The organism is Chroococcidiopsis sp. SAG 2025 (assembly GCF_032860985.1).
Taxonomy (GTDB): domain Bacteria; phylum Cyanobacteriota; class Cyanobacteriia; order Cyanobacteriales; family Chroococcidiopsidaceae; genus Chroococcidiopsis.
The window spans coordinates 324,273-337,565 of record NZ_JAOCNC010000005.1; the positions used below are offsets into that span (position 1 = coordinate 324,273).

General features: G+C 42.5%; 17 protein-coding genes. 9 read left to right on the top strand and 8 right to left on the bottom strand.

Features of this window, described 5'->3' with window-relative positions:
- Window positions 1–29 precede the first annotated feature (29 nt).
- The gene (locus N4J56_RS39075; protein WP_317112357.1) at window positions 30–1,577 is read left to right on the top strand and encodes an ABC transporter ATP-binding protein; all 1,548 of its coding nucleotides are present in this window, start codon (window positions 30–32) and stop codon (window positions 1,575–1,577) included.
- A gap of 55 nt (window positions 1,578–1,632) precedes the next feature.
- Here the strand turns inward: N4J56_RS39075 and N4J56_RS39080 are convergent, their stop codons facing one another.
- Window positions 1,633–1,956 carry a four helix bundle protein gene (locus N4J56_RS39080; protein WP_317112359.1) on the bottom strand — a complete coding sequence of 108 codons (324 nt, stop codon included), beginning with the start codon at window positions 1,954–1,956 and terminating at the stop codon, window positions 1,633–1,635.
- A gap of 62 nt (window positions 1,957–2,018) precedes the next feature.
- Here N4J56_RS39080 and N4J56_RS39085 point away from each other — a divergent pair, with 62 nt between their 5' ends.
- Window positions 2,019–2,687 (top strand): cysteine hydrolase, encoded by a 669-nt coding sequence (locus N4J56_RS39085; protein ID WP_317112361.1) that lies wholly within the window; start codon window positions 2,019–2,021, stop codon window positions 2,685–2,687.
- On the opposite strand, the gene N4J56_RS39090 is transcribed toward N4J56_RS39085, so the two are convergent.
- Window positions 2,684–3,103 carry a gamma-glutamylcyclotransferase gene (locus N4J56_RS39090; RefSeq protein WP_317112363.1) on the bottom strand — a complete coding sequence of 140 codons (420 nt, stop codon included), beginning with the start codon at window positions 3,101–3,103 and terminating at the stop codon, window positions 2,684–2,686. The genes N4J56_RS39085 and N4J56_RS39090 overlap by 4 nt on opposite strands.
- An 83-nt stretch (window positions 3,104–3,186) precedes the next feature.
- Window positions 3,187–3,882, bottom strand: a complete 696-nt coding sequence (locus N4J56_RS39095) for an isochorismatase family cysteine hydrolase (RefSeq protein ID WP_317112365.1) — start codon at window positions 3,880–3,882, stop codon at window positions 3,187–3,189.
- A 163-nt stretch (window positions 3,883–4,045) separates the two neighbouring features.
- On the opposite strand from N4J56_RS39095, the gene N4J56_RS39100 reads away from it, so the two are divergent.
- Genes N4J56_RS39100 through N4J56_RS39110 form a run of 3 tightly spaced genes read left to right on the top strand, consistent with a single transcriptional unit; the run spans window position 4,046 to window position 4,540 of the window.
- Window positions 4,046–4,171, top strand: a complete 126-nt coding sequence (locus N4J56_RS39100; protein WP_317112367.1) for a hypothetical protein — start codon at window positions 4,046–4,048, stop codon at window positions 4,169–4,171.
- Complete coding sequence (locus N4J56_RS39105) at window positions 4,140–4,334, top strand: hypothetical protein (RefSeq protein WP_317112369.1); 195 nt, start codon at window positions 4,140–4,142, stop codon at window positions 4,332–4,334. Before N4J56_RS39100 ends, N4J56_RS39105 begins: the two co-directional genes overlap by 32 nt.
- A 14-nt stretch (window positions 4,335–4,348) precedes the next feature.
- Complete coding sequence (locus tag N4J56_RS39110) at window positions 4,349–4,540, top strand: hypothetical protein (RefSeq protein WP_317112370.1); 192 nt, start codon at window positions 4,349–4,351, stop codon at window positions 4,538–4,540.
- Window positions 4,541–4,567: 27 nt separating this feature from the next.
- Here the strand turns inward: N4J56_RS39110 and N4J56_RS39115 are convergent, their stop codons facing one another.
- The 5 genes from N4J56_RS39115 to N4J56_RS39135 form a co-directional block, all read right to left on the bottom strand.
- A complete protein-coding gene (locus N4J56_RS39115; RefSeq protein WP_317112372.1) occupies window positions 4,568–4,807 on the bottom strand; it encodes a hypothetical protein in 240 nt (79 codons plus the stop codon).
- Window positions 4,804–5,394, bottom strand: a complete 591-nt coding sequence (locus N4J56_RS39120) for an ABC transporter ATP-binding protein (protein ID WP_317112374.1) — start codon at window positions 5,392–5,394, stop codon at window positions 4,804–4,806. The genes N4J56_RS39115 and N4J56_RS39120 overlap by 4 nt, the downstream gene beginning before the upstream one ends.
- 4 nt (window positions 5,395–5,398) lie before the next feature.
- The gene (locus tag N4J56_RS39125; RefSeq protein WP_317112376.1) at window positions 5,399–6,202 is read right to left on the bottom strand and encodes an ABC transporter permease; all 804 of its coding nucleotides are present in this window, start codon (window positions 6,200–6,202) and stop codon (window positions 5,399–5,401) included.
- Window positions 6,203–6,247: 45 nt separating this feature from the next.
- Complete coding sequence (locus tag N4J56_RS39130; RefSeq protein WP_317112378.1) at window positions 6,248–7,234, bottom strand: ABC transporter substrate-binding protein; 987 nt, start codon at window positions 7,232–7,234, stop codon at window positions 6,248–6,250.
- Between the two features lie 123 nt (window positions 7,235–7,357).
- Window positions 7,358–8,458 (bottom strand): nitrilase-related carbon-nitrogen hydrolase, encoded by a 1,101-nt coding sequence (locus N4J56_RS39135; RefSeq protein WP_317112380.1) that lies wholly within the window; start codon window positions 8,456–8,458, stop codon window positions 7,358–7,360.
- A gap of 267 nt (window positions 8,459–8,725) precedes the next feature.
- Between N4J56_RS39135 and N4J56_RS39140 the strand changes: the two genes are divergently transcribed.
- From N4J56_RS39140 to N4J56_RS39155, 4 genes are all read left to right on the top strand, one after another.
- Window positions 8,726–10,468 carry an amidase family protein gene (locus tag N4J56_RS39140; RefSeq protein ID WP_317112382.1) on the top strand — a complete coding sequence of 581 codons (1,743 nt, stop codon included), beginning with the start codon at window positions 8,726–8,728 and terminating at the stop codon, window positions 10,466–10,468.
- A gap of 108 nt (window positions 10,469–10,576) precedes the next feature.
- Window positions 10,577–11,380, top strand: a complete 804-nt coding sequence (locus N4J56_RS39145) for an ABC transporter ATP-binding protein (protein ID WP_317112384.1) — start codon at window positions 10,577–10,579, stop codon at window positions 11,378–11,380.
- The gene (locus N4J56_RS39150; protein ID WP_317112386.1) at window positions 11,377–12,165 is read left to right on the top strand and encodes an ABC transporter permease; all 789 of its coding nucleotides are present in this window, start codon (window positions 11,377–11,379) and stop codon (window positions 12,163–12,165) included. The genes N4J56_RS39145 and N4J56_RS39150 overlap by 4 nt, the downstream gene beginning before the upstream one ends.
- Window positions 12,166–12,171: 6 nt before the next feature.
- Entirely contained in the window at window positions 12,172–13,278 is a 1,107-nt protein-coding gene (locus N4J56_RS39155) for an ABC transporter substrate-binding protein (protein ID WP_317112387.1), read from the top strand.
- Window positions 13,279–13,293 lie beyond the last annotated feature (15 nt).

Genomic DNA, 13,293 nt, shown 5'->3' on the forward strand with positions numbered 1-13,293 from the left:
CTTCCGACTTCACTCCCGATTTCCTAGACATGACAACAATCGTAGAAAATATCACCATCGATATTACCAACCCTCCAGAATTAACCGCAGTTGAGATGACGAAGCGGTTTGGTTCTAATTTGGCGCTCGATCGCGTTTCTTTACAACTCAAACCAGGTACGTTTCACGCCTTGCTGGGGGAAAATGGAGCGGGTAAAAGCACTCTGGTAAAGTGCATCATGGGTTTTTATGCTGCCGATAGCGGCGAAATCCAGATTGACGGGCAATCGCTGACTATTTCTAGTCCCCGCGATGCTCAGAAATGCAGGATTGGCATGGTGTACCAACACTTTACTTCCGTGCCAGCAATGACGGTAGCGGAAAATCTTGTATTGTGCCGTGCTGAAAGTCGCAACTTAATTAATTGGAAAGCCGAATATCAACAGCTAGATGCTTTCATGCAAGCTGCGCCCTTCCAGATCGACTTGAATACCCCGATCGCGCAGTTAGCAGCGGGACAAAAGCAAAAGTTAGAAATTCTCAAACAACTTTACCTCAAAAACCGCATTCTTATACTGGACGAACCGACTTCAGTTTTGACTCCAGGGGAAGCGGATGAAGTTTTGGGCTTAATCCGACAAGAGGTTGCATTGGGACATTTAAGCGTGTTGCTGATTACCCACAAATTTCGCGAAGTCATGTCGTTTGTGGATGAAGTCACCGTTCTGCGGCGAGGTAAACTTGCCGGACACGGTTTAGTTAAAAATTTATCAGTCGCGGATTTAGCCCAAATGATGCTGGGAGAACAACGAGAACGGCGACAGGTAGAAAAAACTGCCCAGACTGCCGTAACTCCCAAGTTAGAGGTCAAGCAAATTCACGCCGATCGCGATAATGGTTTAGAAGCAATTACCGATTGTAGCTTCACCGTTCGTGCAGGCGAAATTATTGGTATTGCGGGAGTTTCTGGTAACGGACAGCGAGAATTAATTGAGGTATTAATGGGACAGCGATCGCCTACTGCTGGAGCAATTTTAGTCAATGGAGAAACATATCGGGCTACCCGTACCGAAATGGAACGACACCAAATCTTTTCTCTACCAGAAGAACCCTTACGCAATGCTTGCGTCGCTCATATGAGCGTAGCAGAAAATCTCGCTTTGAGAACCTTCAATCGCCCTCCCCAAGCCAAATGGAATTGGTTGTTGGTTCTACGTGCCATCCGTCAAGCCGCCGAAACCTTAATTAGCAGCTTTACGATTAAAACTCCTACTCCAGAAACCCCAATCGGTCATCTTTCTGGCGGTAACGTCCAGCGTGCTGTCCTTGCTAGGGAACTCTCATCGCCCCAAATTCAAATTTTAATTGCTGCTAACCCTTGCTTCGGCTTAGATTTTGCCGCAGTGGAATACATCCACGCTCAAATTATTGCCGCTCGCAATCGCGGTGTTGCCGTATTATTAGTCAGTGAAGATTTAGATGAATTGTTAACATTGGCAGACCGAATTTTAGTTATTAGCAGCGGTAAAATCGTCTATGAAAGCGCGATCGCTAAAGTCGATCTCACGAGCGTTGGTCAACGCATGGCAGGCGATTAGAAGTCAGAAGTCAGAAGGTAGAATTATTTGCTTTTGAGTTTATTGATAGAAGTGACTAAGATTTTGATAATTTCTTCAGTCTCTTGTAATAAAAGCTTGAACTTATTGGTATAACCATGCCTGATTCAATTAGATTTTCTATCCAATATTGCGATTCTCTTGCTTCTTTAAGAGCAATCTTTAGTTTATGTATAAAATCTTTATCTGATTGTGCAGATCTACTTTCTCTAATATTCGCACCTATGGATGTACCGAAACGTAAGAGTTGTTTTGATAATGTCCTATAAATTCCTGGTTTTTCGTTAAGAAAGTTACAAGATTTAATAAGTTTAATAGCAAATTGCTTCGTTCTCTCAGTAGTTGGAATAACTCGACCCATACATGTACTTAAAATGTATGTAGAAATTATAACAATTCTGACTTCCGACTTCCGACTTCAATATGGTTTTTGCCCAACCCTACGACTACAATTTTCCTCCTCATGGTGTTGCCCTGTTGATTATTGATATGCAGCGAGACTTTTTGGAACCAGGAGGTTTCGGGGCTGCTTTAGGTAATGATGTCAGTCGCTTGCGGGCGATCGTACCAAATATCAAACTGTTATTACAAGCATTTCGAGATTATCGTTTGCCAATATTTCATACCCAAGAAGGACATGCGCCAGACTTATCAGACTGTCCTGTATCAAAGTTAAATCGCGGCAAAAATAAACTAAAAATTGGTGATTTTGGACCAATGGGACGAATATTAGTTTTAGGAGAACCGGGCAATGCAATTGTCCCGGAATTAGCCCCTCTACCTGGAGAATTTATTATTAATAAACCAGGAAAAGGCGCTTTTTATCGCACTAATTTAGAACAACTCTTACAACAAAAAAATATTTCTAACTTAATTATTACCGGAGTCACAACAGAAGTTTGCGTTCAAACAACCATGCGCGAAGCCAACGATCGCGGCTACGAATGCTTGCTTGTCGAAGATGCCACCGACAGCTACTTTCCCGAATTCAAACAAGCCACCCTAGAAATGATTCGCGCCCAAGGCGGAATCGTCGGCTGGACAGCCACCACCACAGCCGTCTTGCAAGGCTTAGCAACAATGAAGTCTTAATAATCGCTTTCCACTTCCGACTTCCGACTTCCGACTTCCGACTTCTTCAAATATTCTCTCCAGCCGCCCCATTGAGTAATTTCTTGTTGCCCTTCAGTGGCGATCGCTTCTCCTAAAACTCCTAATACTATCTCCCCATCTGCTAGCTGGACTTTGCCAATGCATAGCCCAGGAGGTTCTTGCCAGAGAATTTTGCTCAACCCTGCTGCTGGTACGTCCCAAACTTCTACAGCGATCGCGGCTCCACCTGTGGCGACTCGAATCATTGCCGGATAGCGATCGCCAATCGACCACAAGCGGTATGTCGCTTCTGTTATGGCTTCCCGTATAAAGGTTGCTCCAACTGTTAATAAGTTACCGTTCAGTTCTAACCCGCGCATTAAAGTTCCATTCACCGCTAATCTGACGTTTTTCATGTTGCCCTGTTAGCCTTAACTCGATTTTCTGCTCCAACAATTGCAATCGCTCGAATAGAGTTGTGGAGAGGTTAGTAGCGAGGTTAGATTTGGAGTGACGTTTCACAAGCTTGGAAAAGCTGACTAGAATGCGCTACCCATCCCACAACACCGTTTTCGGCTGTAACAACTGCGATCGCAGCTTCATGCTCGTTTTTCTCAAAAGCAGCACAGCAATCTTCTAGTAGCAGACAGAAAAAGCCAAGATCGCTAGCATGGCGATACGTTCCTAACACGCAACATTCTGTTGTTACACCTGTAATTAACAAATATGCGATCTCGTAAGCGTGCAGCGTGGATTCTAAGTCAGTGTTAACAAATGCCGAGTGTGCGGGTTTATTAATCTGAATTTCTGAGTCTAAAGGTTGTAATTCATCGATAACCTCCGAACCCCATTCTCCTTGTACCAAATATCTACCCATCTTACCAACTGTGCCAACAGGAGAACCTGCAATCTCATATCGTAACTTCTTACTAGCTGATAAGTCAGACAAGTCTGGTAGATGGCTTTCTTTTGTATAGACAACTAATACTCTATTTGTTCTAGCCCATGCCAAAAGCTTTTGTATGTTTGGAACGATACTTTGAATCGCTGTCAGATTGAATTCGAGTTCATTTCCAGAAAATCCAGCAGGATGACAAAAGTCATTCTGCATATCAATAATCAATAGTGCAGTACGATCGAGATTAAGTAGAAAAGGAACATTTTGAGCAGGTATAGACACCGATCTAAAATTCATTATAGCAACAACAGTGTTAGATAGAGAATAGGCGAGATAGGAAAATTCAGATTTGACAAAATTTATCAAACCAGTTTTTCAGATTATAGCTTGAAATCGAGACTAAAGAGATGTTAAAAAGTATAGTTGATAATTGCAAAAATTATGTATAGAGAAGTAAATTATGAATGATTTTAGTAAGAGTAAGTTGCCTGAAGAAATTCAGGAATTTGAAATTGATGCTTTGGATTTAAAAATAATTGAGTTGCTTCAAAGTGATGGGCGGGCAGCTTTACAGCAGCGTTGCTAGAGAGCTAGACGTGCCAGAGACAACCATAAGATATCGAGTTAAGAGATTGCTAGATGAAAATGTGATTTCGATTAGTGCTTTCATAAATACTGGAAAAATTAAGTATGAAAACGTTGCCTATATAGAACTAGACGTAGAGCCAGAGTTTTTGAGAAGACGCTAGATAAATTGATCCAAATGAAAAATATTAGTTATATTGCCTCGGTAACAGGGCAGTTTAACATTATGATGGAGTACGTTTACCAAAACAACGAGGAACTGCTGAATTTTCTCAACTGGATTAGGACTCAGCCAATTGTGAAGCAATTGAACTCAAGAACAATTTTAAAAATTCATAAGGCACAGTATCCAGCTAGAGTCAAGCAATGATTTATACTAATAGTATATGTTTTGCCTTTAGTTGTTGCTAGCTTTTAAAATCTTAAGTTCATGTGCAGTCCTTTGAGCTTCTCTAAAAGTGAGATCTTTTTCAATTGCAGCTTCCAGATATTGCTCTAATTGTATAAATTCAGGGTGATAGCGGTGGCGAAAGCAGGAAGCAGATATATCAACGCTCTCCAAAATCTTACCAGGCTGACCGCCAATGACAATCAGTTTTTGTCCTAGAAGAATTGCTTCTTCAATGTTGTGCGTCACCAATACCATTGTTGTAGAAGTCTGCTCCCAAATTGAGAGGAGAAAATCTTGTAAGCGTCGTCGTAGTTGAATGTCAAGGGCTGAAATGGCTCATCGAGCAGGAGAATATCTGGTTGAACGGCGATAGAGCGAGCGATCGCCACTCTTTGCTTCATGCCGCCAGAAAGTTGATGGGGATAAAGCTTTCTGGCGTGAGATAAACTGACTTGTGCGATTGCTGCATTGACTTTCTGAATATAGCTCGGCAATTTTTCACCCCGAATTTTAAAACCAAAAGCGATATTCTGCTCTACATTCAGCCAAGGGTAGAGATTATTTTCTTGAAAAACCATGCCGATCTTTGGATCGATCCCTTTCAAAGGCTGTCCGTGAAAAGAAATCGTTCCTGATGTCGGGCTAAGAAAACCTCCCAGTATCTTGAGTAGGGTAGACTTGCCACCACCAGACTGCCCCAAAATGGTGACAAAATCTCCGGCATAAATCTCCAAATTTATATTGGCAAGTACGGCTGTTTCTTGCTTCTGTACTTTGCTAAAGCTTTTCGATAGATTATGACCGGAAAGAATCGCTCGCTCTCTTGCAATCATCGGCTTACACCTGCCACCAAAAGAATTTTTTTTGCAACCACAATAACAGCAGATCTATAGCAAAACCAGTTATTCCGATAATACAAATACCTAAAAGAATCAAATTACTATTGAAAAGATTTCTCCCCGTCATGACAACAGCACCCAGTCCATCGCGTAAGCCAGTCATTTCTGCTGCCAATACAGCCATCCAAGCAGCGATAAAATTGAGACGAAGTAGAGTGAAAACGCCTGGTATAACTGCGGGAACGATTACCATTTGCCAACATCTGATATCATTTCCTCCTAAGTTCTTAGCAGTCATCAGAAGATTTTCTGGAATCCGCTCGATCTCTGCTACTGTTGCAATGGTTAAAGTAAAAAAAACCCCCATAAATACGATAAATACTGCTGTCAGATTGCTCACACCGAAAATGACGAGCGCCAGAGGAACCCAAGCAATGGGCGCGATCGGGGCAATCAATCCTAAAATGGGCAAAATGAACAGCTCCGACCATTTCGATAAGCTGATGAGTAGTCCGCAAATAATCGATCCAGTAAAAGCTACTACCATGCCTAGCAGAACGCGCAGTAATGTAACGGCTACTGACTGGTAGATAGATGCTGATTGAGAACCCAAGCCAATTTTGAAATCATTCTCTAGCAAAACTGGCAAAAACTTTGAGGGAGGAGGCAGAACTTGAGTCAAAGGTATCTGGGGTATCGAGCCAATCCATTCCCACAAACCTATTAGAAACAGAATAGCAGATAGACCGCACAATCCAGACACAAATGTTCGCTTCCATCCGGTTAACTGTTTAATGTCCATAATGATGTTATTACTAGACTCAGCTAGTTGCAGCTAATTGAAGCTCTATTTTTGCTCTAGTTTTTGTACGAGAGAGGTATCGAAGATTTTGCTGGCAGGTACATCGACCTTGACGTACTTCAGTCTTACCATTTCATCAACCACACCTTGAATGGATTTTAAATCTGGTGTGAATGTAATTGGTTCTGGCTGAGATTTAAATGCTGTCAACAAAACATCATTTTCCACTCTAAAGTAATTACCTTTCTCAAGTAAGGCTACAGCTTTTTCAGGCTGAGAATTAATAATTTCAGCCGCACACTGCAAACCCTTCAAATAACCTTCAACAACTTGCGGTCTTTGTTTCAAAGTTTTCTCTAGCACGCTAACGACTGTATTTGGCGTATTCGGCGACCAAACCCGAGCATTATCCGTGACTAACGTTGCCTCGTCACTAGCGATAAACTGAGTCGTGTATGGTTTAATATGGCTGAGCATTTCAACCTCACCTAGCCGAAAAGCATCCACCATTGCCAAGAGATCGTCAAAATAAACCATTTCAAAATTGCTTGCAGACAATCTTTGCTTTTCAAAAGCATCGAGTAGGATCAGCTCTAAGGTATCTCCACGTAGAGCGGCAATCCGTAGCTTTTTACCAGGATTTTTAGCAACAAAGTCAGCCAAATCTTTGACAGATTCGATCCCGTACTCGCTTTTGGCAATAACTTGCATCACTCCCCATCCGCCAGCTGCCGATACAGTTTTGATTGGTACGCCGTTACTAGCTGCAAAAAAAGGTAAAGTGAACGGATTGGTACTAAAATCAATTGCACCTCCTGCTAAAGCAGCATTATTGTCTCCAGGGTTAGTAAAAGCAATAGTCTCTACAGCCAGTCCATTTTTCTGAAAGCATCCAGACTCGACTCCAACAAAGAGCGGAGCCATGTCTAGAGCAACCAAATGACCTGCTTTGACGGGAATTAATTGCTTTTCAGTAGTTGCATCTGACGTAGTAACTTCCTGAGTTGCAGGTGCAGTCGATTGGCTTGTCAATTGGCTTGATGAAGAGCAAGATGATACTAGAAAGCTAAATAAGCAAAAGATTAATATCTTCCCGATTACCATCTTCCTTCCCTCTCAAATAATTAACTCATTCGTCATCCGAAGATAAATTTGCTAAAAACTTGCAGTTTCTTCGAGCGGATTTACTGTAGAGGATCTAAAATTACCATCTCCGTTAGTGATCGCGTTGTTCTGTCTGGAAGATTTCTCATTTAAAACTGGAGTTGACTCGGTACTGAAGCTTGGTTCGTTTCCATCATTATTGATAATTAACTTAAATAAATCCCAACGACCGTAGGAACCATTAAGATTGTGTACTGACATTCCCCACAAATTTTGCTTCAAATCTGCTTCTGCGTACAGAATCGTATCTTCGTTATAAATTGGACCAACAACATACTGACCGTTTGGATTGATGATACCGCTACCACCGTAAGACTGGTCGAAACAGGTATTGCTATAGAAGCTACTCGGTCTTTCATCTTCGGGAATGTATGTGGAAGCTAAAGCACACCAAATCTTCCCAAAAATTGCTAGAGCCTTGGTAGCAGTTGAAATTTCATTTTTCAGGTCGTAGCCGTTAGGAACTTCATTGTAACCAGGCCAAAGAGAACAATTAACTTGAGTGCCAGAAGTAATTAAGTGGTAAAGGTAAGGAAGTTGAATGTGTTCGCCGCAAATAATACCACTCAAGTTACCAATCTTAGTATCGTAAACCTTAAGGTTTTTTCCTCCAGTACCTCTAGTGTGGAAAAGTTGTTCGTGAATCGTAATATTAACTTTGCGGTGAACGCCAATTATTCCTTCTCCAGGTCCGATAAAAAGAATAGAGTTGTACATGCGACCAGGATGCTTGGCATCTCTTTCGTTGATTCCCATCACGACATAAGAACCTGTCTGTCGAGACACCTCACATAACCTGTCAGTTGCCAGTCCTGGCACGACCACAGATTCTAAATAGAACTTACCCCAAATCTCGGCAAACTGCTGCTGCGCTTTAAAATCGAGAGACCAATAGGGAAACCCTGGTAAAAACGTTTCTGGAAAGACAACTAAATCTGCACCTGCAGCTGCTGCTTCTCTAATTTTTTTCACAGCCTTTTCTAAAGTTGCGGCTTTACTGACGTAATGAGGGGCATCTAAGTAAACTGGTGCCGTTTGAACTACAGATATTCCTACCTTGCGATCGAACTCAAGCATCTTCCCAGCATCCAAAAAGCTTTCGTCTGTTAGTTGTCAGATTAAGTGACTTCATCTATAACTTTTGTCTTCTATTACACAGAAGCGGCAATAAATCCGAACTTAAATTGCATTATCAGCAAAAATTAAATGTCAACTTGCTTTTTCGGCAGTAACAGTCGGCTTTGAAGCTTCAGGTCTTCGAGTGGATAAAGTGTTTGGAGCTGTTGCTGCTTAGCAATCGGAGCTTTGTAACTGGTTATATGCAGGCATAGCTGAGACCTGCCTGTAAGGAGAAAAGTATTGTTCAAATCGATCCAAAAAACATTGGTAGCTACTGTCGTGCCAGTAGTTGCGTCTGCTACATTTGTAAATCCTGGCTTTGCAGAAACAACTGAAACCGTAACTTTCAAGCTGGAAGAAGCCACGATAGAAGATATCAATAGAGCATTTGATGCTGAGGCGCTGACCTCGAAACAACTCGTACAGCTTTATTTGAATCGAATTGCGGCTTACGAAGATGGAGGAACTTTTCTCAACGCTATCACTACAGTGAATCCGAAGGCTTTAGAAACTGCTGCCGCGCTCGATAAAGAACGAAAACTGAAGGGACCGAGAAGCCCTCTGCATGGTATTCCCGTCTTGCTCAAGGACAACATTGATACTTTCGACTTGCCAACTTCCAATGGTTCGGTAATTCTCAAAAACGCCATTCCTCCTGACGATGCCTATATCACTAAATATTTGCGAGATGCTGGAGCCGTGATTTTGGGTAAAGCGGCAATGGGAGAGTTTGCCGGAGCCAGTTATAACACGATCGACGGTCAGCCCCTTAATCCCTATAACTTCAAGCGTGACACGAGCGGATCGAGCAGTGGTTCTGCCGCTTCTGTTGCTGCTAACTTGACCGTTCTTGCCATTGGTACTGACACGAGTACCTCCGTGCGCGGACCGGCGGCAGTGAACGGTATTGTTGGTTTAAGACCGACAACAGGATTAATCAGCCGCGATGGTATTGCGCCCAAAAATTTGACCTTCGATACGGCGGGTCCAATGGCTCGTACCGTAACCGACACGGCTATTTTACTCAACGCGATCGCTGGTGTCGATTCCAACGATCCGCTTACCCTCAATAGTGAAGGCAAGATCGAAAAGGACTATACTAAATTTCTCCGCACAGGCTCTCTCAAAGGTGCGCGTATTGGCGTAGCTCGCGACTTCTTTGGCGGCGATCCCGAAATTGACCGACTTGCCGAAGAGGCGATCGCCACACTGAAGGAACTGGGTGCAAAAGTTGTCGATCCCGTCTACTTCGATCCTGAGTTTATCGATTTCTACGTTCGTAATGGCGGACGAAATATCAGAGATATTGCCGATTACAGATTTAAAGAAGACTGGGAAGCTTACTTAGCCACCTTCGGACCCGATGTCCCTAAGACAGTAGCAGAATTTGTCAAGATTTACGAAACAGAAATTGCTGTCTCGCCGCTCCCGGTAGCGGACAGCGTTCTCAGTTTGCTAAAGGACTCACTTGTTACCTCTACGGACGCACCTGAATATCAGAATCTGATTGACAACGTGCTGCCGACAGCAACTCAAATTAAGCTGGCTGTGTTCGATCGCTACAATTTGGATGCTCTCGTTTTTCCTTACCAAACCAATTTTGCCGCTCCGATTAGTAATCCGATTGAATCAATTGACGATCCTACCTTTGTCAGTTCTAATCGTCCTAACCCTGCAACTCTTGGGGGCTACAGCTCTGTGGGCTTTCCAGGGATCGTCGTGCCGATGGGATTTGGAACGCAGGGCTTGCCGATGACTATCTCTTTCTTTGGAAAACCTTACAGTGAAGGTAAGCTGATTAGCTATGCCTACGACTACGAACAGGCAAGCAAAAAACGCCAACCTTCTCCTTTAGTTCCTCCCTTGCCAGGAGAAGTCATAGTATACAAAGCTAGATGCGTCCTTGGTCTTCCCGATCGCGCTGCTGAAAAGCTACCCAAGTTTAAGAAAGTACCAGTTTGTCGGTCTTTACAACGTCCATAGCCAATTCAGATACTAGAAACTAGAGCCACGCACTAGTTTCTAGTTCGATCGATGTCAAAAAATAATAGCAAGGCTAGCAAGCTATCAAGCGTTTAGCAGGTATATGTCATGTCATTTCGTGCAGTGAGCGATCCGCAAAATTTGGTCAATTCTGATTCAGGTGTCCGAATTACAGTGAGGAAACTGACGAAGTGGTTTAATCGAGAACCCTTATATCAGGACTTCAACTTAGAGATTGAAAAAAGTAAAGTTAGCTGCATTTTTGGTCCAAATGGATGTGGCAAATCAACTTTATTAAACGCGATCGCCGGACTAGTTCCAATTGACTCCGGTCAGATTCTCTTCGATGGTAAGACTCTGCACGAAACTAGAATTAGTTATGTATTTCAGAATTATCGAGATGCTCTATATCCTTGGTTGAAAGCCATTGATAACATTAAATACCCGTTAAAAGTCGCACGATATTCTCGAATTCAACAGCGATTACGAGTTGAAGAATTAGTAGGATTATTTGACACTAAGATAGATCTCAACCGCTATCCTTACGAACTTTCTGGAGGTCAGCAACAATTAGTTTCAATCATGAGAGCATTAGCAATTCAGCCAGCAGTATTATTTCTAGATGAACCTTTCTCAGCACTGGACTATGAAGCAACTTTATCAATTAGAGACAAACTACAGGATGTTTTTCAAACCTCTAACCTAACAACAGTGATGATATCTCACGACTTAGAGGAAGCCGTATACATGGCTGACAATATTTTGTTGATGACCAAGCGTCCCACCCAGATAGCAGAAATCGTTAAGTTCAACAGTACAAGACCCAGGAAGGCTACCATTTTTGCCGATCCAAAATTTATTCAAATTAAGTCTCATTGTTTAGAAGTATTTCAAAAGGAAGTACGTCGATGAGAAATAATAAATCTACAAACAGAGTATTTAAGAGCCTATCTCTGGCGTTGAGCGTAAACATCGGTACAATAATTTTATTACTTCTATGGGGGTTAGTAGCTCAAGTCCAGTTAGTAAATCCGCTTTTATTACCTACTCCTCAAGCAACCCTCACTACCCTATTAAACAGCCTTTTTTCCGGCGATCTGTGGCGTGATTTTTCTTTGACTTTGTACCGGAGCTTATATGCTTTTGGTATTGCTACAGTTCTTGGCATTCCTATTGGGATTGTTCTAGGAGCAAACGAGCATCTGTATCGCTCTTGCGAGTTCTTAATTGATTTTTTCCGCTCTACGCCTGCGACAGCCGTATTTCCGCTATTTCTAGTAATTTTTGGAATTGGAGACTTCTCCAAAATTGCCGTTGCTGCTTTTGCTGGTTGGTTGATTATCTTCTTTAATGTTGCTTATGGTGTGATGAACGCACGCAAAACCAGAGTTGTAGCAGCAAAAGTTATGGGAGCATCTAGCTGGCGTATCTTTCTCGACGTGATTTTTTTTGAAACTCTACCTCAAACATTTATTGGTTTGCGAACGGCAGTATCGTTAACGCTAGTAGTGATTATCGTAGCAGAAATGTTCATTGGTTCTACTCATGGAATGGGGCAGCGAATTATTGATGCTCAACAAACATTTGACCTAACTCAAATGTATGCCTCTATTATTGCTACTGGTTTAATGGGCTACGCGCTCAATCAAATGTTTTTGCTAATTGAGAATAAGTTTATTCACTGGAAGGGTAAATAATTAGTTATGCACGATCTAGAAAGCAACGATCGCGAATTTTTCCGTCGTAAAATTTCAAGAAATTGGAGCCGACGCAGGTTTGTTAAATACAGTTCTATTACAGTCGGTACTGGTCTCCTAACTGCCTGTACGAATCAATTGTCTTCTACAACTTCATCTTCTAACAGCTCGACTTCTACCACTGCTACTCCAAGCGCGAGTAAGAAAGAAAAAGTTATTGCTTCTTGGTTGCCAATTATGCAAACTACAGCTTATTACGTTGCTTTGGAGGAGGGATTGTTTGAGAAAGCAGGCATAAAAATTGAATCAGCCAAGTTTGAAAATCCCAATCAAATTATCGATTCGCTCGTCTCTGGAAGAGCGGACTTCGGACCTCCTGGTGCGGCGGCAGGAATTACAGTTTTGGCAGAGGCAAAAGCACCAGGCACTTTCAAAGTCTTTGGTCTGCAAGGGGGTGGAATTAAGAGTAACTTCATTAATGATGGATTGATCGTCAAGCCTGACTCTCCAATTCAGTCATTTAAAGATTTGAAGGGTAAGAAGATCGGTACTCTACCTGGAATTCAATGGCGGACTATTACTCAGTACATTCTGCGGCGAAACGGTTTAGATCCCGATAAAGACTTGACGGTGGAGCAGATGGCAGTAGGATTGCACGTAACTTCGGTAGTATCTGGAGCCGTAGATGCTACGCTCTCCTTAGAACCCGTTGGCTCGATCGCATTATCGACCGGACAGGCAAAACGGGCTATGACAAATCCAGTAGCAATGTTTATTTCCGATCCGTTCTACTCTGGTGCTGCTGTCTTTACGGCTAAATTTCTTAAAGAGCGTCCGGCAGTCGCTAAAAAAGTAATACAAGTCATAGACGAAGCGACAAAGATGGCAAACCAGAATTTTGATAAGTATCGCCCTATCCTGGCTAAGTATACCGCCATTAAACCCGACCAAGTTAAGTATGTTGCCCAACCTCGATTACGCAGCTTCAGCGACTTAGATCGGGCAGATATCAACTCTTATCAAGCGTTAATTGATGTCCTTCAAAAAGAGGGGGTACTGGGTCAATCGATGAAGGCACAGAATCTAATTTTAGAGAAAGCGCAGCTAGCTTAGTTTTTCTGGAGTCTT